The sequence below is a fragment of the Paraburkholderia sp. ZP32-5 genome (assembly GCF_021390495.1).
Classification (GTDB): Bacteria; Pseudomonadota; Gammaproteobacteria; order Burkholderiales; family Burkholderiaceae; genus Paraburkholderia.
The window spans coordinates 65,260-89,938 of record NZ_JAJEJP010000003.1 but is presented as its reverse complement, the minus strand read 5'-3'; the positions used below and the strand labels follow the sequence as shown (position 1 = coordinate 89,938).

Sequence of the window (24,679 nt, the reverse complement as noted above, 5' to 3'; positions counted from 1 at the left end):
CGCGCCGCATGAGCAGGATGGGTACGACGAAGACCCGGATTGAAAAAAGCACCACAGGAGACGACAACATGCAGCATCACGCACAGGCAGGCCAGACTCCGCACCCGTCGGAAACGGATACCAGACCGGCGAGTCAGGTGGACCACACCCCGGCGGGACCGTGGTACCGGCAGGTCACGAGCGGCGCGTGGCGCGTGCTCGCACTCGCGGGGCTCGGCTGGCTGTTCGAGGTCTATGAGATCTTCGTGTTCTCGTTGACCGTGCCCGCCTTCATCGCGTACTTCGCATTGACGCGCGCGCAGGCCGGTGCGATCGGCAGTATCGCCGCGGCAGGATTGATCGTCGGCGGTATCGGGTTCGGTTGGGTGGCGGACCGCATCGGCCGCGTGCGCACGCTGATACTGACCATTCTCGTCTATTCGATCTTCACTGGGCTCACCGCGTTCGTGCAAGGCCCGGCTTCACTGGCGGTGCTGCGCACGCTGGCGGGCCTCGGCATGGGCGGCGCGTGGACCGCGGGTGCCGCGCTCGTCGCGGAGACATGGAAGCCCGAGCATCGCGGCAAGGGCGGGGCGATGATGCAGTTCGGCCTGCCACTCGGCTCGCTCCTCGCGATCGGCGTGGTGGCGCTGATTTCGAACCTGTCGGGCGGCCTCGATCATGGCGGCTGGCGCTGGGTGTATGGCCTCGGTGTATTGCCGATCGTGCTGTTGTATCCGCTCGCGCGCCGCACACCCGAATCGCCGGTGTGGCAATCGCGCGTGCAATCCGGCGGCGAGCGCGGACAGATCGGCGATCTGTTCCGCCGTGGCAACTTCGGCGGACTCGCGAAGGCGTTCGGGTTCATTTTCTTCGTGCAGTACGTGTACTGGGCTGTTTTCACGTGGACGCCGACGTTCCTGCTGACCGTCAAGCACTTCAACTTCGTGCACAGCTTGAGCTTCACGTTCGCGCAGCAGCTCGGGTCGATCTTCGGCTTCGCGGTGTTCGCGCTGCTCGTCGATCGCATCGGCCGCAAGCCAACCTTCTCGATCTATCTGCTGATCGGTGCAATCGCGGTGTTCGCGTTCGTGAACGGCAACGGCGAAACGACTGTGATGATCGCGAGCTTCTTCACGGGCATGGGCATTACCGGCCTGTTCGCGGGCATGGGGCCGTTCGCCGCCGAACTGGTGCCAAAGACCAGCGCGCGCGGCTTCGCGATGGGCGTTGCCTACAACGGCGGCCGCATCGGCGGCATGATCGCGCCGTATCTGATCGGCGCGTTGGCCACCTCGGCGAGCGGCTTCCGCATGGGCATGCTGACCACGCTGGTCGCGTTCCTGCTCGCGTGGGGCGTGGTGCTGATCTCGCCGGAAACGCGCGGGCGGCAACTGAGCTGAGGCGACCAACCGGACGTTCGCCACAGTGGGCGCATCAACCAGAGACAACGTGACGATGAATCTTCAGGTATCTGAAACCGTGAACGAGCGTATCGAAGGCGCATGCGATTGCCACCTGCACATCTACGATCCGCGCTTTCCCGAACAGCCCGGCAACGGTGCACCGATGACCGGCATGACCGTCGACGACTATCGCCGCGTGCAGCGCAAGATCGGCACGACGCGTGCGGTGATCGTCCAGGCCAAGCGTTACGGCACGGATAACGCCTGCCTCGTCGATGCGATCGCGCAGTTCGGCGGCGAGGCGCGTGGCATCGCCGTGGTAGCGCCGGACACGCCGTTTACCGTGTTGCGCGAACTCGACGCCGCTGGCGTGCGCGGGCTGCGCTTTAGCGTCTGGAACGCGCGCGATACGGTGATGACGGTCGATATGATCGAGCCGCTCGCGGCGCGCATCGCCGAGTTGGGCTGGCATGCGCAACTGCATATGTCCGGCGATCAGATCGTCGAGTATCGCGACGTGCTGAACCGCCTGCCCTGCATGATCGTGTTCGATCATCTCGCGCGGCTCGCGCCGCAGCAGGGCGCCGCGCATCCGGCATTTCGCGTCGTTGCCGATCTGCTTGCGCGCGAGCGCTGCTGGCTCAAGCTGTCCGGCGCCTATCTGAATACGCTGACCGGCGCGCCGTACGACGACGCGACGCGGGTCGCCGAGGCCTTCGTACGCGAGGCGCCCGAGCGGCTCGTGTGGGGCAGCGATTGGCCGCATGTCACCGAGCACGGCAACGCGGATACGGTCGCGTTGCGCTCGCTACTCGACCGCTGGGTACCCGACCGGGCGATGCGCGCGCGCATTCTCGTCGACCATCCCGCGGCGCTCTACGGCTTTGCGTGACGCGTGAGCCCAACCGGTTGAACAGGGACAAGGAGTATCGATGGAACCGCACCAGCTTTCCGCGGCTGAAGCTGCGCGACAGATTCGTGAAGGATGCTTGACCGGTGAAGCGTTGATGCGATCGTGCCTCGACCGGGTCGACGCACGTGATCCGGTGGTCAAGGCGTGGCTCGCGATCGATCGCGAGCGGGCGGTGCAGGCCGCTCGCGAGCAGGACAAGCGTCGCCGCGACGGCGCGCGGGGGCTGTTGTCGGGCCTGCCGTTCGGCGTGAAGGACATGATCGATACTGCCGATCTGCCGACCACGCACAATTCGCCGGCTTTCCAGCGCAACCAGCCCGTGCATGACGCTGCCTGCGTCGCGCGCGCCCGCCATGCCGGCGCGGTGCTGCTTGGCAAGACCGATACGGTCGAATTCGCCGCGTTCGGGCGCGTCGCGGCCACCACGCATCCGCTCAATGCGGCGCATACGCCAGGCGGATCGTCGGCGGGTTCCGCCGCTGCGGTGGCCGATCTGCAAGTACCGTTTGCGTTCGGCACGCAGACGGGCGGCTCGCTGATCCGGCCGGCGTCGTTCAACGGCGTGTATGCGTTGAAGCCGACGTGGGGCCGCGTCAGCGCCGAGGGCGTGAAGCTGCTTGCGGTCAGTCTGGATACGATCGGCTGGTATGGCCGGGGTGTCGCCGATCTCGCACTCGTCGCGCAAGTCTTCCGTCTGCTGCCGCCCGATGCCGCTCCCGAGGATGACGCGCCGTTGCGCGGACTGCGCGTCGGCATCTGCCGCTCGCCGCAATGGCCGTCGATCGAACCCGCCGGCGAGCGTGCGCTCGAAGCGGCCGCTCAACGCCTGCGTGATGCCGGTGTGACGATCGCCGATGTGACGCTGCCCGCGGCGTTCAACGACATGTCGGCCGCGCATCTGACCGTGATCGAAACCGAGGGCGCCGCCGCGTTTCTCGACCTGCTCGAAAGCCGCCGCGACAGCATGCATCCCGCGATGCTGGAACGATTGTCGCCGGACCGGCTCGATAAACCCGAGGTTCTGCGCGATGCGTATCGCGTCGCCGAACGCTGCCGCGCGGAGCTGGACCGCGTGTTCGGCGATTACGATGTGCTGGTCACGCCGGCCGCGCGAGGGGAGGCGCCGCACGGCCACGCAAGCACCGGCGAAGCGGTGTTCAACGCGATGTGGTCGCTGCTGCACGTGCCTTGCCTGGCCGTGCCGTGCACGACGGGGCCAAACGGTTTGCCGGTCGGCATTCAGCTGATCGCTGCCGAACATGAGGATGCGAAGCTGTTGCGCGTCGCCGCGCGGCTTGCGCCGATCATCGATATCGAAGGAACAGGTACGGGGAAGGCTGTCATGAACGCAGAATGAGCCGGCAGAATAGTGGGCGAAAACAGGCGTAAGCAGGCACCCGATTCGGGCGATACGCTAAGGGGCGGTATCCCATGCTCGCCGTCTCTATACACCAAGGACGCAGTTAGTTACGGCCGCGCACGCCCTTTCTTTTCTTGCAGACCGGGTGAAGATGGCGCGGTAAGCGGGTGTCCCATGAGGAAGAGGCCGGACTCATTGACGGCTCCGCCAATCGTTTTTCGAAAGAGCTGTTCACGAGGGCGTGGCGCGATACGACCGACTCTGACCAGCGGCATCGTAGAGCAGCACCGGACGTTCAACCTGACGGACGCTCAACGCGAGCCGATCCGCCGCCTGAGCGGGCTCCAAACGCCGCTCGCATACGGCCTGTACGACTTTCAACTGGTCCAGCTCCTACTTGCCTCGTTAATTTTGACGGTCGAGACCATGTGGGCCGGATCGAATTGAACCGGCCGGAAAAGCTCAATGCGATGACGCCCGAGATGGCGGCGTTGCTGCTCGACGCAAGTCAGGTCTGCACACCGTGCTGTGACGACCCTGTGTCGAGCGATGATTCCGACGTGATCCGGAGATGTGCGTATGCTCTGGGAAGCAGAAAGGAAGCAGTTGAGAAGTGAACCAGTACTGGGCAATCCGATACTGGTTTGATGGTGTCAGGCAACGCGAGCTTGGAGTGCTTTTTCACTGATCGGTCTGCGAACGAGTGAGAAATAAATCACAGCGGAAACAGCAGTTATACCGGCGGTCACGAACAGCGCAACGCGAAATGAGCCGGTTTCAGTGACGATGTACCCGGTCAGGAACTGCGGCAGCGACGAACCTACGAGTTGTGCGAGATTCTGAATGCCAGTAAGTGCTGCGGTGTAGCGCTGCGGAACCGCGACAGAGGGCGTGCTGTAGACACATGCCGAGCCTGCGAGCAAAAGAAACATCGACAGCGACACGCAGGCCACGGCGATGAAGTCGCTCGGCGTTTCGGCGACGACGATAGTCAGCAGCGCCGAGCCAAGCAGACAAGCCGCAAGTGGGTAACGGCGGCTATTCAGCGGCGACACCCCGTGACGCACAAGCATGTCCATTACGCGGCCGGCACACAATGAACCGATAGTGGCAGACAGCATCGGAATCGAGGCAACCCAGCCCGAATTCATGATGCTCATATGACGTTCGTGCTCGAGGTACACCGGAAGCCATCCCAGGTAAAGCCACACGCCGTAAAGTACGCCGAACCAGCCGACACAGGTTCCCCACGTAGAACTGAATCTGAAGAGCTGCGACCATTCTTTGCGCGAGAAGCGGTTACCCATCCTCTGCGGTTCTTCTCCGATTGCGAGGTAGGCCTTCTCGTCGACCGTGAGATTCATCTGCTGAGGGTTGCGATAAAACACATAAAACAGGATGCCGACCACGACACCGAAGAAGCCGAGAGTCACGAACATCGAGCGCCAGCTAAGAATCAGCATCAGGTACGAAAGGATTGGCATTGCGATGGCCGGACCAAATGTACTCGAACCGTTGAACACGCCGGTAGCAAAACCTCGTTCGCGTACGTTGAACCAATCGCGCACCGTCACGACACTGGCAGGGAACTGCGGGCCCTCGCCAACACCCAGGAAGATGCGCGCCACCATAAACTGCCAGAAGGTCCCTGCAAAGCCGAAGCACATCTGCACGATGGACCAGAATACGAGCGACGCGCTGAGCATGATACGCGGACGCAAACGGTCGATCACAATGCCGAACGGAATTTGCACGAGGCCGTAAGACCAACTGAGTGCGGACATCAGGACGCCCATCTCCGTCATCGACAGGCCGAAGTCCTTGCGAATGAAGGGAGTCGCGACCGAAAGCGCGGTACGGTCGATGAAGGCGATCGAGCCACCCATCAGCATCACAACCAGCGCGATGATCTGCATTCTGCGCACGCGCGACGTGCGCACCGGAGTTAATAGTGCTGATCCGGCGTCTAGCGAGGTTACGTCCATCAGGTTGTCTCCGTTATACATTTATTCTTGACGAAGTCAGATCGGATTGATCCGGCTTATGTGGGCTTTATGCACCCGCTTCGATGCGCCAGCGCCCATCACTGTCGCGTCGCACAATACAGCCGTAATCACGTTCCGCCGCTTCTACTGACACGTAACCATCGGCGACATCGTCGAGCACTTTCCGCCGATCCCGCAGTGTCGGATCTCCCAGACCCGCGCCGCCACTCTGTTCAACGCGCAACACGTCACCGGGTTGCATTTCGACCAGATCGAGTGCGCGCAAGGCGCGTTCATCAGCGCGGCCCGGGTTATAGATCGCTCGGGAGCGAAGTGGCTCGCTGCCACCCGCGGCACCGTTCGCACCGAATTTCCGTTGCGAGAGCCGCGACATGAAATGAGCCGACTGGCGGACCTCGTATTCCTTTACATATCCAATGCCGCCACGTTGTGCACCTGCGCCCGCCGAATCCGTCCGGATATCGAAAGCACGGATGATCACGGGAAATTCGCTTTCGATGATCTCGATCGGCTGCACCGTTTCATGAATCATGATCGGATGGATAATCGACGCGCCATCGACCTGGGTCGTTCCGCCGAGACCGGTCTGCAGAATCTCGTACTGAACCGCCGTCTTGCCGGTCTGTGCGTTCTCGTAGGAGAGTGCAATCGCGCCGAGGCCGAGACCGGATTCCGCGACGGCCATCTGCGGATAGAGTTTCCCCAGCGCGGACATCACAGCATTGAAGACCAGGTGCGAACCCGGCATATACGAATTGACCGGTGCGGGTGACACAGGATTAACGACCGTGCCCGGCGGACAGATCATTTCGACTACCTTATAAACGCCATCGTTGTAGGTAACCGCGTGATCGACAAACGCAATAACCGCGCCGCCCGCGGCCGCGCGCACTGCCTGCACGACCGCATTGGCCGGGCCGACCGTTTGCTTGTCGCTGTCGCTAAAATCCAGCGTGAGCGAGTCGCCGTGCTTGGTGACCTTCACGTGAATACGAACGGGTTGATCAATCGCCCCATCGCTATCCAGCCAGTTTTCCGCCTCGGCAGTTCCGTCCGGAAGCGCCGCGAGTGCATGCCGTAAGCGCTTCTCCGACGCGAGCAGCAGCATGTCGATGGCTTGCCGAACGTTTGCAACGCCATATTGCATGCACAACTGTTCGACCAGTTCGCAACCAATACGCGTGCAGCCCACCTGGCCGCCGATATCGCCTATCAACAGTTCAGGCGTTCGAGAATTATTTTCGATGATGCTGAGTACGCCCTGATTCCAGACACCTCGTTCCACGAGCTTGACTGGCGGCAGAAGCAAGCCTTCGTGATAGATCGAACGCGAAGCCGAACTGGACGACGATGGCGCGATGCCGCCGATGTCCGGCTTGTGCCCAAGACTCGTGCAGAAGGCGACCAGTTCATCGTCGATAAAGACTGGCGCAACGACGCCGACATCAGGCGCGTGTGCGGATCCGCTGCGGTACGGATCATTCGAAATAAAGGCATCGCCGGGGTAGATGTTCTCACCGAATTTCGCGATGATTGCCTGCACCATCTTTGTATAGGGACCGGTATGCGTCGTCACTCCGGACGCACCGATTAGCCGGCCATCAGCGGTAACGAGACCGGCGCTGCCGTCGAACGATTCACGCAGAATCGTTGAATAGCCGGTATGGAACAGCCGGTGTTTCATGATCTGCTGAATCTCGTCGAGACGGTTTGCAATTACTTCGAGCAGAATCGGATCGATTGCCATGTTGTGGATCTCCCTGTCAGGCGCGCAGCGAGACAATAAGGTTGCCGTACGCATCGGGCCGCGCCGTCTGCTTGCTGGCGATCACGACAGTCGAATCTTCCTGTTCGACAATCGCGGGGCCATCTATCTGATGGCCTTCCCGAAGCCGTGCGCGGTGATAGATGGGCGTGTCGATCCAGCCGCCAGCATCGGAGAAGTACGCGCGGCGCTTATTCTTCAGTGCATCGGAGAGCGGGCGCTCGGGTGAGGCCGGATGCGATGCGAGGGAGAACTTGCGCAGCTTGGCGGTGGTTACGATCCGGAAGTTCACGACTTCGAGCGCGTTGTCCTGCGCGCTATGGCCGTAGACCTCGTTGTGCAGGTTATGAAATTGGGCGCCGAGCACGTCGCGCGCGGCGCGATCCAGTGTGCCGAGCGGGCACGGTATCGACAGTTCGTATCCCTGACCCACGTAGCGAAGATCGAGATAGGGCTGAATTTCAACCGTTGCGAAATCGGATCCTTCAGCCTCGGATTCCGTGCGCGCCCGTTCGATGAGCGCGCCGAAAATCCGGCCGATTTCTTCGTTGGAAAATTCAAGCAGCAGGCCGAGCCGCGACTGAAGATAGTTATGTTTGACATCCGTCATCAGCAATCCCATCGCGGAGCCAAGGCCCGGATAAGGCGGTACGATCACATGCTGAATCCCAAGGTCTTTCGCAACCATGCACGCGCGCACGGGACCTGCTCCGCCGAGTGCTACCAGTGCGAAAGATCGCGGATCGAAACCGCGCGAAATCATCGATAGACGCAACTCGCCTTCCATCAGGCTATTGATAACCGTGATAATGCCGGCGGCAGCTGCCTCTACGCTCAGACCAAGCGGAGCGGCAATCTTGTTCTCGATCGCCCGATACGCAAGCTCGGCTTGAAGTTTATATTTACCGCCGAGGAAGTAATCCGGATCAACATAACCCAGCACAACATCGGCATCGGTCACGGTCGGCTCTTCGCCGCCGCGCCCGTAGCACGCAGCACCTGGGCGCGCCCCAGCGCTATCAGGGCCTACTTTCAGACGACCGTCGACACCGACGCGCGCGATCGTACCGCCGCCGGCACCGATCGTGCTGATCTCGCTCATCGGCACCGATGCGTCGTGGCCTGCAACATGTCCTTCGATAGTCTCGGCGATTTTTCCGTCGACGATGGTTGCGATATCGGTACTGGTGCCGCCTACATCGAACGTCACGACATTCGGCAAGCCTGTGAGTTTCGACAGATAGGCGCCGGAAATGACGCCCGCGGCGGGGCCGGAAAGTAACGTTTGCACCGGGTTATTGCTCGCCACGTCGATACTCATCAGGCCGCCGTTCGACTGCATGATGAACACCTGCCTCGTCGTCACTTCGCGCTCCATCAGACCTGTCTGCAGGCGATGCAGATAGCGCTGGAGCGTCGGTCCGACATACGCATCGAGGACGGTCGTGGAAAGGCGGCGATACTCACGAATCAGCGGAACAATGTCAGACGAAAGCGAAACGCGTATCTGCGGAAAGTGCTCGCGGATGATATCGCGCGTGCGTCGCTCGTGCGCGGCATTCATAAACGAGAACAGATAGCAGACAGCAATTGCCTTTACATCGTAGAGCCGCACCAGATCAGCGACGGCATCACGCACGGCGGCTTCGTCAAGCGGTTGCTCAACTGTTCCGTCGAACAGCAGGCGCTCCGGAATCTCCCGCATGAAGCGCGGCGCGACGAGAGGCGGCGTCTTTTCAAAATGCGGGTTGAGCATTTGCCTCGATGCAGGCTGGTGTGACTTGCGCGCAATATAAACAGCGCTTGTGCCGCGTGTGATCAGCAGGCCCGTCGAGACACCTTTGCGCTCGATTACCGCGTTGGTTGCCACGGTCGTGCCGTGAGCGAAGAAAGAGATGTCGCGTGCGCGCGCATCCGGTACTGCCTTCAAAAATGCATCAACACCATCCAGAAGGGCCCGAGATGGATCTTCAGGCGTCGAAGGAACCTTGAGCGTATGCACGCGGCCGGATTCGACTTCCATCGCCATCACGTCTGTAAACGTACCGCCGCTATCGATGCCGAGCGCCCAGGTCATGCGACATCTCCGGTGAGGTGAACTTGCAGGGCGCGGATCCAGATATGCGCGCAGAAATTTTCCACACGCCGAGTGCGCTTCAGGGGGAGGTCATTCATAAATAGATGAACGATAACGTTTAGTTAGTAAACTAATATTTACGCATGAATATGAGTAGAGGTCACGGATTTGTCAACCGGTAGTTACGATGTATTGGGCGTCCTGTAGGGTTTGTACGAAGATATACATCATGTTCATACAATCTTTGTGTGCAAAGAAAAATGCCAATACGGCACCTTTTCTTCAACAGGATCTGCATGAAAGGCCGGTTATGTTGGTGATGGATCGCCCGATGGCGTAGGGCAGCAGGGCGAAGCTACGGTTTTGGCGCAGGAACTGCGTTTGCGGCTGCCATGTTATTGCTTCCCATCTGATTGGAATGCTGGAGATAGCCAATGACCTCGATGGAGCCGACTGGAGGCGCTCAATTCCCAACGCAAAGTCTCACCGGCATGGTCTGGGTCCGATGCGCGGGTGTTCGGAGAGGGTGTGGCGACGAGCGACGTGCGCAGGGAATACCGCGAGGTTTAACGGGCTCTGGTATGCCGGCTACGAGGGTCCACATTAGCCGCGTCGACGATGACGCGGACGATGGGTGGCAAGCAGGTCGTGTTCAGACGCTTGCTGGCGAGACGAGGCGTTTGCTTCGTCAGAATCTATTCACTGATTGGAAAGTCCGTGCTTTGTGAAGTCGATTCCCACGCGTCGATTTCATCTGCGAAGTTAGCCATTTTCTTACGCATGGTCGTCATTGCTGCTGTTCCGAGCAGCAAATGACCGGGCACATCATCCGATCGTACCAGAGCGATGATTGCCTGAGCCGCGGCGCTCGGATCACCAGCTTGCGTACCGTCACGCTTCGAAATAGTCTCGTATCGATTTTCCGCGCCCTGCGTGTAATGCTTGATGGTACGGGTTGAGCGGCGCAACGAGCGGCCCGCCCAGTCCGTACGGAACGCACCGGGAGACACCGCTGTGACCTTGATGCCAAACTCCGCTACTTCTTCGCGCAAGGATTCGGTCAAACCCTCCAGCGCGAATTTCGTGGCCGAGTAATAGCCACTGCCACCGCCACCAGCAAGGCCGCGAATCGACGTGATATTGATGATGTGGCCGCAGCGTCGGGCACGCATGATCGGTAATACCGCCTGGATCAGGCTTACCGGACCAAAAAAATTCGTATCGAACAGCGTACAGACTTCGTCCTTCACGCCTTCTTCAACAGCGGCAAGGTATCCATAGCCTGCGTTGTTCACCAGCACGTCAACATGACCGAACGTATTCGAGCATTCATCCACCGCGTCGCGCACTTCCGCGGAACGCGTAACGTCAAGATTCAGCGCGAGCGCGCGACCCGGGTACTGAGCCACCAGGTCGGACACGCTCTTTGAATCGCGTGCAGTGACCGCTACACGAGCGCCGGCGGCTAGCGCGGCTTCCGCGAGCGCACGGCCGAGCCCTGTCGAACACCCGGTGATGAACCATACGGTGTCACTGATAGATGAATAGGTCACGTGTCTCCGGGCCAATAAGTGAATTGTTCGATGGATCGAATAATTTCTTAGTTGGCAAATAATATACCGTGACGTTGCTGGCGGGTAGTGCCGGCGTTACCGCATAGGGAAAATGCCAGGCGATCCACGTCGTCGATCACGACGGAGCCTCGCAGGCGGACTCTAACAATCCTGGCGATTTTCGTCCGCGGCAAGATTTTCGATCATTTTGAGAAGTACATCGCGGACAACTTGAACCTTTTCGGGTTCGATGTCCGTGGTGCTGATCGCGTTGACTTCTTCAGCCAATGGCACAAGTTTTGTCTTCAGAGCGCGGCCCTGACGCGTCAGATGCACATACATGTTCTTCTTGTTGTTGGGTAGATGCACCCGCACGACATAACCCTGTGCTTCCATAGCCTTGATCGCTGTGAACGTCGTCGGTTCCATCACGCCAACCAGCGTGCTCAGCTCTTTTTGCGTCAGACCATCCGTTTCCCACAGGACTCGCAGGAAAACCCAGTGTCCAACCTGAACGTTGTATTTGTTCAAGCGAATCTGTAGAGCCCTCACGAAAGCGCGGGACGCGTCCCTCAGCAGGTGCGCAACACGATCATTCGGAACGGCCTCGCGCCAGTGATGAATGATTTCGTCTGTTTCTTTCGCCATATTAAGTGAGTATTAATTAACTAAGATGCCGCAGTATACAAGATGTGGCGTCAGCGATCGTCGTGTGGTGCCGCAGGCTGGGCGTGGACGAGCGCTTTACTTTTCTTAGCATCCTCACTATTATCGTAAAAACTTAGACAACTTATAATAAGGCGGCCAACCGCGATCCATCAGGCCGAGACGTTCCATATCACAGGAGACAGCACGTTGGCGAATTATCTTATCATCGGCGGCAATGGCGTTATCGGACACTTTCTGACGCGGCTACTTGTCGCCCGCGGTGTGCGTCCCGTCGTCATGTCGCGTAGCGGTGATCCGGCGCTGATCGCCGATATCGCCGACAAATGCGAGCTGGTGCGCGGCGACGTGACGGAGCAGGCCTCAGTGGACGAAATCATACGTTCGCACTCGATCACGCACATTGCTCACCTGGGTGCCGTGCTGCCGAATGTAGCCGAATCCGATCCGATCACAGGCATCAGGGCAAACACCGAGGGCGTCGTTACAGTGCTCGAAGCTGCCCGGAAATTCAACGTCAGGCGTGTCGTGCTCGCAAGCAGCAAGGCCGTCTACGGCATACCCACGGAAGGCCACGGATATCCGGACTACACGCCGATTTCCGAAGATGCCGTGCTCAAACCGACCACGGTGTACGGCATCAGCAAGATGGCCGCGGAACAGCTGGCGGCGCTCTATCGCAAGACGCACAACGTCGAGGTGACCTGCGTACGGTTCGGCGCGACCATCGGACCGGGCAAGATCGCACGCCACGGTGGCTCATACAGCCGCTTCAGCACCATCATCGAAGACGCGATGGCAGGTAAGCCCGCGAGGATCCCGAATGCGGGCGACGCGAAATGCGATTCGCTGTTCAACGAGGACGTAGCTCGCGGCATCCTCTGCGCACTCGATGCGGAAACACTCAGGAGCGACGTCTACAACATTTCGACAGGCACTGGTTTCAGCCTGAACGACTTCGCAGCCGCCGTGAAGCGTCGTTATCCGGAAGCGGACATTACGGTGGGTCAGGGTGTGGGCGATCCCAATTCATCCACTAACGTCGTGCTGGACGCGAGGCGCGCGAAAGAGGAACTCGGCTTCGTTGCGGATTCGAACGTGGACAGCATCGTGTCGCGTTATATCGACGCAATGGCAACGCTAGGTCTGATCGCTGCCTGATTCGCGCAAACAGCATGCTGAATATTCAGCGCGCTCTATCCAACGCAGGTCAAGGACATCACATGAGCACGGAACTGCAAAGTGTTACCACCGACGTAGCTATCGCCGCGAAGAACCGCCTGATCGAAGCTGGCTGCATTCTCGAAGTAAATGGACAAAGCGATTTCACGAAAGGTCACGTGTCGGTGCGCGTGCCTGGCGATCCGGATCACTTTTTCATGAAGCCGCATAGCATGGGCTTCGATGAGATGACGCTCGAAAACATCGTCACTTGCAACATGGAAGGCGACAAGGTTGGCGGCGGCGGTCGCCGGCATAGCGAGGTTTACATTCACTCGGAAATCTACAAGGCTCGTCCGGATGTGAACAGCGTCATTCACACGCACTCGGTGAATGTGGTCGCACTCTCGGCCACGGGCCAGCAGGTTTTGCCGATTAGCCAGCCTGCCGTCGTATTCGCGGAGGGGGTGCCTTACTACACCGACACCATCGAACTGATTCGTCAGGCCGACAAGGGCGCCGCACTCGCAAAGGCGCTCGGCAGACATCGTGCAGTGTTACTGCGCAACCATGGTGTGGCGGTAGTGGGTGAGAGTCTGGAGGAAGCAACGATGCTCACGCTCATGCTGGACGAGGCTTGCAAAATTCAGCTTCAGGCGCAGGCGGCCGGCGGCATCGGCGAAATGTTCTCCGATGAAATCGTGGAACGTCTGCGCAAGAGCATGTTGCCGACGGAACACTACGTCATCAACTTCAACTACCTCGCGCGGAAGCTGGCCTGAGGGCAGGAACCAGGATGCCGCTCATGACAGGTCAAATCAGGATCGGAATGGCGGGTTTTGGTTCAGCAGGCCGATCCTTTGTACCGGCGATCACGGCGCACCCTGATTTCGATCTGGTGGCCGTCGCGGAGCCGATGGAATCGCTGCACGAAGAAATTGGTACGGTAACTGGTGCCGCGGTTTATGCATCTGTTGCCCAGATGCTGCAACACCCGCAACTGGACGCTGTTTATATCGCGACACCTACGGCCCTGCACGAAGAACATGTGCTGCTCACGGTGAAGGCGAAAAAACACGTGCTGGTTGAAAAGCCGATGGCGATCAACCTGGCGCGCGCGAAAGTGATGGTCGATGCAATCGAGGCATCAGGCGTTACCTGTGTCGTCGGACATTCGCACGGTTTCGATCTGCCGATTCGCAAGATGCGCGAGATTATCGAAAGCGGCGTCCTTGGCCGCGTTCGCATGGTCAACATGTGGACTTATACCGACTGGATGTATCGCCCACGCCGGCCGGACGAACTCGATACGAAACAGGGTGGTACCGTCACTTATCGACAAGGCTCGCATCAATTCGACATTTTGCGTGTTCTATGCGGTGGCATGGCAAAGAGCGTACGCGCGAATGTATTTGAATTCGGTGACGGAAATAGGGGTATCGGCGCGCATACCGTTTTTATCGAATTCGAAGACGGAATTACCGCAACGGCTGTGTACAACGGCTATGGAAATTTTCAGACTTCGGATTTGTGCTTCAACGTAACCGAGGGCGGATTTGATCAGCCGACGGGACCGTCACTGCGCGCGAAAGAAAAAGCCGAGGAAAAAAAATCGCCGCAATCGGTTGAGGATATCCAACGGGCGAAGCAGGAGCGCGCGCGCAACACAGACCGCTCCGAAGCACCTTATCAGCCCTTTTTCGGCATTACTCTGGTGAGTTGCGAGCACGGTGATATCCGGCAGTCGCCAGAAGGTCTTCTGATCTATCAGGATGGCGACGTGCGCCAACTTACGTTGCCGCTTGGAAAGGGCCCACGCGAACTCGTGCTGGACGAGTGGCGCGATGCAATCGCGGCCGGAAGCCGCCCGCTGCATAACGCGCGTTGGGGCCTCGCGAATCTGGAAATCTGCGACGCCGCTATCCGGTCCTCCAGAGCTGCACAGGAAATCCCGCTGAGCTATCAGGTACCCATCCAGAAATAGGGTGATTACTTACTTGCCGCAGATAGGAAGATTTAATATTCTTACGTAACTAAGAATATTTGAATGCACGGCTGGGTAACTTAGGAGACGCCTCAGTGGAAACCGTTGAGAACAATGAATTGATGACGCGGGTTGGCAAAGGAACCCCCGCGGGTGAACTGCTTCGCCGCTACTGGCATCCGATTGGTGCCGTTGTCGAACTCGAGGACCTGGCGACGAAGAAGATTCGTCTGCTCGGCGAAGACCTGGTGCTGTACAAGGACAAGCAAGGGCGCTTCGGGCTGGTCGAGGAACAGTGCCCACATCGTCGTGCGTCGCTGCTCTATGGTTTCGCCACGGAGCAGGGTTTGCGCTGTCCGTATCACGGCTGGGAGTTCAACGCGCAGGGCAAATGCGTGAACCAGCCGTTCGAAAAGAGCGCGGCGTTCAAGGAGAAGGTCACACTCAAAGGCTACCCGGTCGAAGAACTGGGAGGCATGCTGTTCGCCTACCTGGGGCCGCTGCCCGCACCGCTGCTGCCGCGCCTGGATGGCTATGTGGCAAAGAACACAATCAAGGCGCTGGGATACGCAGTGATTCCGTGCAACTGGCTGCAAATCGTCGAAACGTCGGCGGACCCGGTGCACGCTGAATGGCTGCACGGTCGCTACGCCGAATATCAGGCAGAGAGAGACGGCCTGACGAATCACATCAGCGCGAGTCACGCGAAGATCGACTTCCGTGAATTCAGGTACGGCATGACCAAGCATCGTCTGATGGAGGGTCAATCGGAAGATTCGGATGACTGGAAGACGGGCCACCCGCTTCTGTTCCCGACTACGCTAGCTGTCGGCAACGGTGATGAACACCGTCGCTCGTACGCGTTCCAGTTGCGTGTGCCGATGGATGACGATCACACGATGCACTTCTGGTTCCACGCGTACGCACCGCCCGAAGGTTCAGAAGTGCCACCGCGTCTGCTCGCAAAGATCTACCTGCACGAAGTGCCGTTCAAGTGGGAAGACGGCCCGCTGAAGGGGCGTTTTCGCACGGACCACATCGACGGCCAGGACATCATGGCGTGGCTTACGCAAGGCCCTATCGCCGATCGCACGGCGGAAAACCTCGGTGCGTCCGACATGGGCGTCTTGACGTACCGCCGAATGCTCAAGCGCGAAATCAGGAAAGTCCAGAATGGTGAGGACCCGATCGGGGTGATTCGCGATCCGGCGGAAAACGAGCGCATCGATTTGCCGAATGAGAAGAACAAGAAGCACTTCCGTGGCAGCTTCCGGACGTTTATCAATCGCACGCATATGAAGTTCTCGCCCATTGTCGAAGATATCGGCCTCGTCTTCGAGCCATAAGGAATTGTCATGTCCGAACAAACGCAACGCAGGCACCGGTCGCTGGAAATTCCCGGCGTCAATCACGGTGGCGCGCCGATCCCGATGGGAGCGCGCGTGGGTAACACGATCTACTCGTCGGGTATCGCGGGTCGCGATCCGGCGAGCAACACACTTCCCGACGATACCGCAAAGCAGGCCGAATTCGCTTTCAGCAACATGAAAGCACTTCTCGATGCTGGCGAAGCGACGCTCGACTCCGTCGTGCGCATGACCGTATTCATTACGGACGATAGTGCACGCGCCGCCGTGAATGAACAGTGGCTCAAGTACTTTCCCGATCCGCGGGATCGGCCTGCGCGGCATACGGTCGTCCACGATCTGCCGGGAGGAATGCTCGTGCAGCTGGAAATAGTCGCGGTAATCGCCTGAACCTTCACCAACCGGGTTATTTATGATCATCGATTCTCACGCGCACGTAGTGATCCCAAAGGAAAGCTACAAATACATGGCGGAACTCGTTTCGAATCGTGGCAATCCCACGATGCCGCCGAACGTTCCCGACGAAAGCGTGCGCGCGGCTGGTCAACAGATCGTCGACATCATGGATCGCGTCGGAACGGATATCCAGTTCCTGTCGCCGCGCCCCTACATGCAGATGCACTCGATCAAGCCGTCCATCGTCACATCGCTGTGGACGAAGCACATGAACGATGTGGTGTATCGCACGGTACAAATGTTTCCGGATCGCTTCCGCGCCGTCGCGGGCCTGCCGCAGTACCGCGATGCATCGCCGGAAAACTGTCTCGCGGAACTCGAATTTCGAGTCAAGGAACAAGGCTTTATCGGCTGTCTGTTGAACCCGGACCCGACCGAGGGCGACGGCGCGCCGCCGCCGGGGCTGGGTGACAGGTTTTGGGACCCGCTGTACGCGAAGCTGGTTGAACTCGACATCCCTGCGCTGATTCACTCGGCTGGCAGCTGTTCGCCGCGCGAATCGTACACGCTGAAGTTTATCAACGAGGAAAGCATCGGCATCATTTCACTGATGGAGTCGGACACCTTCGACCGCTTCCAGAACCTCAAGCTGATCTTCCCGCACGGTGGCGGTTCGATTCCCTACCAGATGGGTCGCTTCCGCGCATGGAACATCTTCCGCGGCCGCGAGCCGTTCGAAGAGAAGCTGAAAAAGATTCACTTCGATACGACGAACTACGACAAGGATTCGCTCGAATTCCTGATCAGGAAGGTCGGCGTCGCGAACGTGCTCTTTGCGACGGAAAACCCCGGCACAGGCAGCGCAATCGACCCGAACACCGGACGGCAGCTCGACGATCTGAAGCCGGTAATCGAGGCGATGGAGTTTCTCACCGAAGAAGATCGAAGGAATCTGTTCGAGTGCAATTGCGCGCGTCTGTATACGCACTTCAAGAACTACAAAAACGACGAGTAACGCGCCAGCGCCAATCGGAAAACTGGCCAGCGGTTTTTCTTTGCCGGAAAGGAATCGAATGACTATCGAATTGACTGATTCGCAGCTTGAAAACGCGCGGCGACTCGGCAGCGCGACGCTGCACGAAGCAGCCGGAAAAATCGGCGCGTTGCCCTCGATGATCAAGCCGCTGCGTTACGATTGGCGCATCGCGGCACCGGTCTTTGCTGTCGTCGGTCCGCCACAAGACAATTTGTGGCTGCACCACGCGATCTACGCCGCGCCGAAGGGTTCCGTTCTGCTGCACGAGTGCGGCGGCGACGCGGAAGCGGGCTACTGGGGCGGCATCATGGCGAATGCGTCGATTGTCCGCGGTCTCGCTGGTTTCGTAACCGATGGTGGCGTGCGTGACTCGGAAGAATTGCGCGGCCTCGACTGGCCGGTCTTTGCGCGCAACGTGTGCATCCGCGGGACGAGCAAGCGCACTGACGGCTCCGGTTCGATTGGTGCATCGGTGCGGATCGGTGACGTGGTGGCTTTCACGGGCGATCTGCTCGTGGCCGACGCCGATGGAGTCGTGATTATTCCGCGCGCGAAAGCCGATCACGTTATCGAAAAGGGCAACGAACGCGAAACGCACGAGCGCGAAGTCGTGAAGCAGCTGAAGGAGGGCAAAACGACGCTGGACCTGTTGAAGTTTCCGGACGTGTACGGCATCGGCGTTCCCGCGAAACGAGCAGAGGTGGCGAATGTCTGAGCCGACACTAACCCTCAGTCTCGCGCTTTCAGACAATGAGCGTACGCGTCCGTTGGCGCAGGGCCGTTATCAACCGCAGGGCGTAAAGCTGATCCCGACGGTCGTGCATCCATCTGAAATGTTCTGGAGGCAATTGAAATACCAGGATTTCGACATTTCAGAAATGTCGCTTTCGTCACTGATTATCGCTACTGCCAAAGGCGACAAAACGTGGGTCGCACTGCCGATCTACACGTCGCGATCGTTTTTCCACACGAACATCCTGGTACGCACGGATCGCGGCATCACGGAGCCGAAAGATCTGCGAGGCAAGCGTGTCGGCGTGCCCGAGTATCAGCAGACGGCCGCACTATGGACGCGAGGCATCCTCGAACATGAATTCGATGTGGCTGCGCGCGACATCGAATGGTTCATGGAGCGTGGCCCGGAAATGAGTCACGGCGGAGCAACGGGTTTCAGACCGCCCGAAGGTGTCAGGCTGAACCACATTCCAGCCACCACGAACATCGGCGAAATGCTGGTGAATGGCGAACTCGATGCAACGGTGTTGTATCTCACCACGCCCAATCTGGTTGACCGTAGTCGCATCGATCTGTCGCATAACACGGTGATCCAACCGTTGTTCAAGGACAAGCGCGCTGAAACGCAACGCTATTACGCGAAGACCGGCATCTATCCGATCAATCACACTGTTGTGATCCGCCGCGAACTTTATGAACGGCACCCGTGGCTCGCGTTGAACGTATATCACGCGTTCGTGGCCGCGAAAGAGGACGTCGAGCGCGAAACGAGCGCTACTATCGCTTCATATGTCGATACGGGCATTCTGTCGGGCGATGTGGAGTTCGGCCTGAAAGAAGATCCAAAAGCGTACGGTATGAAGGCGTCACGCAAGGTGATCGAAACGATTGCCCAGTATGTCTACGAGCAGGGCTTGACCGACCGTCTCGTCGCTCCGGAGGAAATCTTTGCACCGTCTACGCTCGAAATCTAAGGCTCCATAGCAGTGTCAGGAGGCCGGACTGCCATCATGGAGTCCGGCCTTTTTTATATTGAACTATAGGGCGGATTGCCGCTGAGCTACGGGTAAATCACTACGCTTAAAGGAGTGTTTGTCGTTGACTCAACTGCACGTTGATCAATATATTATTAGCACCCTTAGAAAAAATTTTGCTAGCCAACACCAATCAGCGGAGACATCCCCCGATGAACATGAAGCGATGTTTTGCATCAGTGCTGTGCTCGTTTGCGTTCGCCGCAACGGCTCTTTCGGCGTCCAACGTAGCATCAGCCAACGATGATGTTTCTATCGGCTCGGTCCCGCAGAACGTCAGTTCGATCATCGCTGATTTCGCCAACGCGTCCGGTGCTTTCAAGAAGTACGGCATCGATGCGCACCTGATCACCATCGAAGGCGGATCGCGCGGCATGCAGGTGCTGCTGTCCGACAAGATCCAGGTGATGCAGGCCGGCCTGTCGGTTATCGTGCAATCGAACCGGGAAGGCACCGATCTGCGGATGGTATCGTCCAATGCGAACAGCAGTCTCTTCGATATCTATGTCACGAAAGACATCAAGACGCCTGGCGATCTGAAGGGCAAGAAGTTTGCGATTTCGTCGTTCACGGCCGAAACTGATATCGCAGCGACGCTCGCGCTCCAAAAGTGGGGCATGACGCGCAAAGACATGAACATCGTGGCACTCGGCGGCGCGGGGCAACGGCTTGCCGCGCAAGTCACGAACCAGGTTGCCGCGTCTGCCTACTCGAACCCTAGCGCGGAGGTTGCGCATCAGAAGGGGCTGGTCAAGATGCTCGATTTGAGCCGCGATGGCATGCCGTGGGTGTTCGACGGCATGGTCCTGCAGAAGGACTACATCAAGGCGCATCCCGATACGGTCAAGCGCCTGATTCAGGCATACGCCGAAGGCGAGTACAAGGCGCTGTCGGATGAGAAGTGGGCGAAAGACGTCATCGGCAAGTCGTTCAAGACCGACAATCAGGCGATCATCGACGCTGCCTACAATCAATGGAAAGCCACGGTACCGCGCGATGTTTCGCTCACGAAAGACGCTGTCGCGAACGTGATCGACGGCGTCGATGCAATGGGGCCCAAGCTCAAGACCAAAGATCAGTCGGCTTATGTCGATACTTCATTTACCGACGCGCTGCACAAGGATGGCTTCTTCGATCAAGTGAAGAACGAGTTCAAGTAGTCGGTTATCCCTGTAAAGGCCAGCAAGCCTGGCACCGCCAATCTGGACAGAAAACGATCGGCACCGTCGACGGAATGGTTCGAGGGCGAAGACCGAGCGGCTGTCAGAATACATCGATCAATCCTTTACCGAAGCGCCGGTAAAGGAGAGCTTCAAAAGACGAAAACAGAATCTGGCAAGTGAGCGTGGCGTCGCGCAGCGGTCAATGTTCGTCGCCACCCGGTATGGATCTGCGATTTATCCTGGAGAACGGACGGTGGATGCAATTGATCTGGAAATAATTTACCAGTCAACTCAGCAGATCGCGCGCGAGCTGACAGTCAACATGCTGCGTACGGGCTATTCGAACACTATCAAGGAAAGCCTCGATTTCACGTTTTGCGTGTTTGACCGACAAGCACGTCTCGTCGCGCAAGGTATTCCGCAGCCTCTGCATATCGGGCCGATTTCCGAGCAGGTGCGCGAAGTGCACCGCCTTTTCGGTGACAAGTTCGTCGCGGGCGATGCGATTATCGTCAACCATCCATACCGTGCGGCGCAGAATCATGCCACCGACGTGACCGTCATCTCACCGATTTTCTACGAGGGAGAACTGTCCGGGTACATTGGCAACACCGCGCACAAGCCGGATTTCGGCGGCATGGTGCCTGGCACGAACAGTCCCGCTGCGACTGAACTCTTTCAGGAAGGGTTGCTTTTGCCGCCGGTATACCTTTTTCGCGCGGGCGAACTGAACGCCGACGTTTACGAAATCATCTGCGCCAATACGCGCACGCCGGAAGTAACGTGGGGCGACGTGAACGCGCAGGCGCAAACGAACGTCTACGGCGTGCAGAAATTCTCGGAACTGTTCCGCAAGCACGGCGTGGAAAACGTCATCGACTGCTGGTCGCAGTGGATGGACATTTGCGAAAGCGAACTACGCAAGCAAATTGCCAGGCTGCCCAAGGGCAACTATGGCCCGGAAATCGACTGTCTGGACGATGATGGTGTCAATCGTGACCAACCGCTGAGCATTGGCTGCTCGCTGGAAGTGCTCGAAGACAACACACTGCATTTCACGCTGACGAGCGACAGGCAGGCAAAGGGGCCGCTGAATCTGCGTCCGTGCGTGTCACGTTCGATCATCGAATGCTGGGTGAAGATGGCTTTCGGCCAGAGCGTGCCGGTCAACGACGGTCTGGCTCGCGTGGTGAAAATCACCTATCCGGAAGAAGGATCGCTGCTCAATCCAAGGTTTCCGGCGCCGGTCAACATGTACACGCGCCCAAGCGTCGTCGTATCGGCGGTCTGCTGCCGTGTTTTGGGTCGAGTGATGCCTGACATCATGCCGGCACCCGCCAGCGGATCCAGTGGCGGTTTTACGGGCTCCGCGACCAACCCGCGCAACGGGAAATGGATGTCGTTCCACGAGATCTACGTCGGTGGTGGTGGCGCACGACCGAACGGCGACGGCGTCAGCGCGCAGGACGACCTCGCGCTGAACATCCTGAATACCCCCGTCGAAGCGATGGAAACGGAATTCCCGGTCCAGATCGACCGCTACGGGCTGCTGCCGGATTCGGGCGGCGCCGGCAAGTTCCGCGGGGGCCTCGGCGCAGTACGCGACTGGCACAACCTCGCGGACGAAATGGTCTGCAATCTGCGCACCGACCGCTTCAAACACTCGCAAACGGGCGTGTTCGGTGCGAAGCCTGCACAACCGTCGCACGCGCTGCGCAACCCGGGCAAAGAGCATGAAGAATCCATGTTTTCGAAAGTTGCCGGTATGCGCCTGAAGAAGGATGAAGTGGTGTCCTGGCGACTGGCCGGCGGTGGCGGCTGGGGTAATCCGCTCGAACGCGACATGGAACGCGTTCGCGAGGACGTAAAACAGGGTTACGTATCCGTCGCAGCTGCGAAGCGCGATTACGGCGTGGTAATCGACACTGTGTCGCTCGAAGTTGACCAGGGCGCTACGACGGCGCTTCGATCGAAGATGAAGGAAGAGGTTACGGCATGAAGCTGCGTATCGGTATCGACGTTGGCGGCACGTTCACGGACGTGACTGCATTCGATGAAGATCAGGGCGAAGTCATCGCGATCCGCAAGTATTCGTCCAATCCGGCGCAGCCGATGAAGGTGATGGATGCCATCGCGAAGGAATTCCGTGACGAATTCGGTGCGGATGCAGTCTCACTGATCCTGCATGGTTCGACGGCGGCGCTGAACATGATGCTCGAAGGCAAGGGCGTTCGTGTGGGCCTGCTGACGACGAAGGGCTTCCGCGACGTATATGAAATCGGCCGTCAGTGGCGTGGCACGGACGTGTTCAATCTGTACTCGCCGGCGCCGAAGATGTTGCTCAAACGCGAGCACATCCGGGAAATCGATGAGCGCCTGAATTATCGCGGTGAAGTTGTCACGCCCATCGGCACGGCGGACATCGAGCACGCGGTAAAGGCGCTGGTCGACGCCGATGTTCAGGCGATCGCCGTGTCGTTCCTGTTCTCATATGCCAACCAGGCACACGAACAGACCGTCGCGGAGGTTATCCGTCGCATCGCACCGCACATCTACATTTCGCTGTCCAGCGACGTGAATCCTCAGTGGCGCGAATACGAACGTACCGCATCGGCAATAGCAAACGCGTATATCGGACCGGGTGCGTCGAAATATCTGAAGGACCTCGAGGAACTGTCGCTGAGCTACTTCCCGAATGCGCGCATTCTGATGATGAAATCTGACGGCGGCGCGGGCAGCGCGCGCATGCTCGGCGGTTCGCCCATTCAAACGATGATGTCCGGTCCGGTCGCCGGCGTGATCGGCAGTCGTTACCTGGGCGACGTGAAGGGCATCCAGAATCTACTGTCCTACGATGTGGGCGGCACGAGTACGGACATGGCGGTCATTCCGGGGCGTCCGCTGACGAAATCCGAACTGACGGTGGATCGTCATCCGGTTCGCAGTGAGGCAGTCGATATTGACACCATCGGCGCGGGCGGTGGTTCGCTCGCCGCGATCAAGCTGGGCAATGTGCTCAAGATGGGCCCGGAAAGCGCGGGCGCTTATCCCGGTCCGGCCTGTTACATGCGCGGCGGTGAAGAAGCTGCGCTGACCGATGCGCTCGTGGTGCTCGGCCACCTGAACCGCGACACACTGCTGGACGGCGCGATGCCCATCGACAGCGCGCTCTCGAGCCGCGCGGTACTGAAATCGGCCGGCACCCAGCTTCAGATGTCCGATCAGGAGGCGGCGTGGGGCATGCTCAAGGTGCTGTCCGCGAACATCGTTTCAGCGATGCGCACGATTACAGTCGAACGTGGCTACGATCCGCGCGAATTCACCTTGATTCCATTTGGAGGCATGGGGCCGACGACGGCCTGCAAGATCGCGGAAGACCTCGGCGTGCGCAAGATTCTGATTCCGCGCGACCCCGGCACGTACAGCGCATACGGCATGCTGGTCTGCGACATCCAGCAGGAGCGCTCGATCACGCACGTCACTTCAATGAAAGAAGCGACGCCGGAATTCCTCGCGGAAATGTACGGCTCGCTCGAGGCGCGTGTGTCGGATGATCTGCTGCGCGAGAACGTTCCGAAGGAGCGCCTGCAACTGCTCCGTTATGCCGGCATGCGCTACGCGGGCCAGTCATACGAGGTGTGGGTGCCGGTCACGGGTTTCGACACCGATTCGATTGCAAAGACCATTTCGGAATTCCACGCGACTCACTTGCGTCGCTACGGTCACGCAGCGGACACGCAAGCGCCGGAAATCGTGAATTTCCGCGTGGTGGGCCTCGGCGTAATTCCCAAGCCCACGCTGCGGTCATTTCCGCCAGCCGAAGAAAAGACTGCACCGAGCGACACACGTCGGCTGGTTTACTTTGGGCCCGGCCTCGTGCTCGATACGCCGATTTATCGCCGCGTGAATCTCGGTGCAGGCATGGAGATCTCGGGCCCGGCAGTGATCGAAGAGAAGACTTCGACCACGGTTTTGTATCCCGGCATGAGCGCGCGAGTTGACGAATATCTGAATCTCGAAGTTGAGCTGTCGTCCGCGGCAGCGTGAACTTCGTACCACATGGCTTTCCTGGTCAGCC

The 24,679-nt window shown here is 59.0% G+C and carries 19 protein-coding genes; 14 read left to right on the top strand and 5 right to left on the bottom strand.

From position 1 onward, the window contains the following. The first annotated feature begins 68 nt into the window (after positions 1-68). Genes L0U82_RS33045 through L0U82_RS33035 form a run of 3 tightly spaced genes read left to right on the top strand, consistent with a single transcriptional unit; the run spans position 69 to position 3,655 of the window. The gene (locus tag L0U82_RS33045; protein WP_233837727.1) at positions 69-1,382 is read left to right on the top strand and encodes an MFS transporter; all 1,314 of its coding nucleotides are present in this window, start codon (positions 69-71) and stop codon (positions 1,380-1,382) included. Between the two features lie 55 nt (positions 1,383-1,437). Beyond that, positions 1,438-2,277: an amidohydrolase family protein gene (locus L0U82_RS33040; protein WP_233839288.1), complete on the top strand. Its 840-nt coding sequence runs from the start codon at positions 1,438-1,440 to the stop codon at positions 2,275-2,277. Positions 2,278-2,317: 40 nt separating this feature from the next. Next, complete coding sequence (locus tag L0U82_RS33035; protein ID WP_233837725.1) at positions 2,318-3,655, top strand: amidase; 1,338 nt, start codon at positions 2,318-2,320, stop codon at positions 3,653-3,655. A gap of 656 nt (positions 3,656-4,311) precedes the next feature. On the opposite strand, the gene L0U82_RS33030 is transcribed toward L0U82_RS33035, so the two are convergent. The 5 genes from L0U82_RS33030 to L0U82_RS33010 form a co-directional block, all read right to left on the bottom strand. Beyond that, the gene (locus L0U82_RS33030; RefSeq protein WP_233837723.1) at positions 4,312-5,643 is read right to left on the bottom strand and encodes an MFS transporter; all 1,332 of its coding nucleotides are present in this window, start codon (positions 5,641-5,643) and stop codon (positions 4,312-4,314) included. Positions 5,644-5,710: 67 nt separating this feature from the next. Continuing rightward, entirely contained in the window at positions 5,711-7,465 is a 1,755-nt protein-coding gene (locus tag L0U82_RS33025) for a hydantoinase B/oxoprolinase family protein (protein ID WP_233837721.1), read from the bottom strand. After that, the gene (locus L0U82_RS33020) at positions 7,428-9,506 is read right to left on the bottom strand and encodes a hydantoinase/oxoprolinase family protein (RefSeq protein WP_233837719.1); all 2,079 of its coding nucleotides are present in this window, start codon (positions 9,504-9,506) and stop codon (positions 7,428-7,430) included. The genes L0U82_RS33025 and L0U82_RS33020 overlap by 38 nt, the downstream gene beginning before the upstream one ends. Before the next feature lie 695 nt (positions 9,507-10,201). Then, positions 10,202-11,059 (bottom strand): oxidoreductase, encoded by an 858-nt coding sequence (locus L0U82_RS33015; protein WP_233837717.1) that lies wholly within the window; start codon positions 11,057-11,059, stop codon positions 10,202-10,204. A 162-nt stretch (positions 11,060-11,221) separates the two neighbouring features. Further along, complete coding sequence (locus L0U82_RS33010; protein WP_233837715.1) at positions 11,222-11,707, bottom strand: MarR family winged helix-turn-helix transcriptional regulator; 486 nt, start codon at positions 11,705-11,707, stop codon at positions 11,222-11,224. Positions 11,708-11,914: 207 nt separating this feature from the next. On the opposite strand from L0U82_RS33010, the gene L0U82_RS33005 reads away from it, so the two are divergent. From L0U82_RS33005 to L0U82_RS32955, 11 genes are all read left to right on the top strand, one after another. Further along, a complete protein-coding gene (locus L0U82_RS33005; protein ID WP_233837713.1) occupies positions 11,915-12,886 on the top strand; it encodes an NAD-dependent epimerase/dehydratase family protein in 972 nt (323 codons plus the stop codon). A gap of 62 nt (positions 12,887-12,948) precedes the next feature. Continuing rightward, positions 12,949-13,668, top strand: a complete 720-nt coding sequence (locus L0U82_RS33000; RefSeq protein WP_233837711.1) for a class II aldolase/adducin family protein — start codon at positions 12,949-12,951, stop codon at positions 13,666-13,668. Between the two features lie 23 nt (positions 13,669-13,691). Continuing rightward, positions 13,692-14,870 (top strand): Gfo/Idh/MocA family protein, encoded by a 1,179-nt coding sequence (locus L0U82_RS32995; RefSeq protein ID WP_233837709.1) that lies wholly within the window; start codon positions 13,692-13,694, stop codon positions 14,868-14,870. A gap of 95 nt (positions 14,871-14,965) precedes the next feature. Beyond that, positions 14,966-16,216, top strand: coding sequence for a Rieske 2Fe-2S domain-containing protein (locus L0U82_RS32990; RefSeq protein ID WP_233837707.1), 1,251 nt, complete (start codon positions 14,966-14,968; stop codon positions 16,214-16,216). 9 nt (positions 16,217-16,225) lie between these two features. Beyond that, a complete protein-coding gene (locus tag L0U82_RS32985) occupies positions 16,226-16,627 on the top strand; it encodes a RidA family protein (RefSeq protein ID WP_233837705.1) in 402 nt (133 codons plus the stop codon). A 22-nt stretch (positions 16,628-16,649) separates the two neighbouring features. After that, complete coding sequence (locus L0U82_RS32980) at positions 16,650-17,648, top strand: amidohydrolase family protein (protein WP_267929895.1); 999 nt, start codon at positions 16,650-16,652, stop codon at positions 17,646-17,648. 58 nt (positions 17,649-17,706) lie between these two features. Continuing rightward, the gene (locus tag L0U82_RS32975; RefSeq protein WP_233837701.1) at positions 17,707-18,384 is read left to right on the top strand and encodes an RraA family protein; all 678 of its coding nucleotides are present in this window, start codon (positions 17,707-17,709) and stop codon (positions 18,382-18,384) included. A gap of 163 nt (positions 18,385-18,547) precedes the next feature. After that, entirely contained in the window at positions 18,548-19,378 is an 831-nt protein-coding gene (locus L0U82_RS32970) for a hypothetical protein (RefSeq protein WP_233837699.1), read from the top strand. Positions 19,379-19,590: 212 nt separating this feature from the next. Beyond that, the gene (locus L0U82_RS32965) at positions 19,591-20,598 is read left to right on the top strand and encodes an ABC transporter substrate-binding protein (protein ID WP_233837697.1); all 1,008 of its coding nucleotides are present in this window, start codon (positions 19,591-19,593) and stop codon (positions 20,596-20,598) included. Positions 20,599-20,803: 205 nt separating this feature from the next. Next, a complete protein-coding gene (locus L0U82_RS32960; protein ID WP_233837696.1) occupies positions 20,804-22,600 on the top strand; it encodes a hydantoinase B/oxoprolinase family protein in 1,797 nt (598 codons plus the stop codon). Beyond that, on the top strand, positions 22,597-24,648 hold the full coding sequence (locus tag L0U82_RS32955; protein ID WP_233837695.1) for a hydantoinase/oxoprolinase family protein: 2,052 nt from the start codon (positions 22,597-22,599) through the stop codon (positions 24,646-24,648). Before L0U82_RS32960 ends, L0U82_RS32955 begins: the two co-directional genes overlap by 4 nt. Positions 24,649-24,679 lie beyond the last annotated feature (31 nt).

Coding starts and splice junctions, on each gene's coding strand:
- L0U82_RS33045 (WP_233837727.1), top strand. CDS start 69: ATGCAGCATCACGCACAGGCAGGCCAGACTCCGCACCCGTCGGAAACG.
- L0U82_RS33040 (WP_233839288.1), top strand. CDS start 1,438: ATGAATCTTCAGGTATCTGAAACCGTGAACGAGCGTATCGAAGGCGCA.
- L0U82_RS33035 (WP_233837725.1), top strand. CDS start 2,318: ATGGAACCGCACCAGCTTTCCGCGGCTGAAGCTGCGCGACAGATTCGT.
- L0U82_RS33030 (WP_233837723.1), bottom strand. CDS start 5,643: ATGGACGTAACCTCGCTAGACGCCGGATCAGCACTATTAACTCCGGTG.
- L0U82_RS33025 (WP_233837721.1), bottom strand. CDS start 7,465: ATGCGTACGGCAACCTTATTGTCTCGCTGCGCGCCTGACAGGGAGATC.
- L0U82_RS33020 (WP_233837719.1), bottom strand. CDS start 9,506: ATGACCTGGGCGCTCGGCATCGATAGCGGCGGTACGTTTACAGACGTG.
- L0U82_RS33010 (WP_233837715.1), bottom strand. CDS start 11,707: ATGGCGAAAGAAACAGACGAAATCATTCATCACTGGCGCGAGGCCGTT.
- L0U82_RS33000 (WP_233837711.1), top strand. CDS start 12,949: ATGAGCACGGAACTGCAAAGTGTTACCACCGACGTAGCTATCGCCGCG.
- L0U82_RS32995 (WP_233837709.1), top strand. CDS start 13,692: ATGACAGGTCAAATCAGGATCGGAATGGCGGGTTTTGGTTCAGCAGGC.
- L0U82_RS32985 (WP_233837705.1), top strand. CDS start 16,226: ATGTCCGAACAAACGCAACGCAGGCACCGGTCGCTGGAAATTCCCGGC.
- L0U82_RS32980 (WP_267929895.1), top strand. CDS start 16,650: ATGATCATCGATTCTCACGCGCACGTAGTGATCCCAAAGGAAAGCTAC.
- L0U82_RS32975 (WP_233837701.1), top strand. CDS start 17,707: ATGACTATCGAATTGACTGATTCGCAGCTTGAAAACGCGCGGCGACTC.
- L0U82_RS32970 (WP_233837699.1), top strand. CDS start 18,548: ATGTCGCTTTCGTCACTGATTATCGCTACTGCCAAAGGCGACAAAACG.
- L0U82_RS32965 (WP_233837697.1), top strand. CDS start 19,591: ATGAACATGAAGCGATGTTTTGCATCAGTGCTGTGCTCGTTTGCGTTC.
- L0U82_RS32960 (WP_233837696.1), top strand. CDS start 20,804: ATGTTCGTCGCCACCCGGTATGGATCTGCGATTTATCCTGGAGAACGG.
- L0U82_RS32955 (WP_233837695.1), top strand. CDS start 22,597: ATGAAGCTGCGTATCGGTATCGACGTTGGCGGCACGTTCACGGACGTG.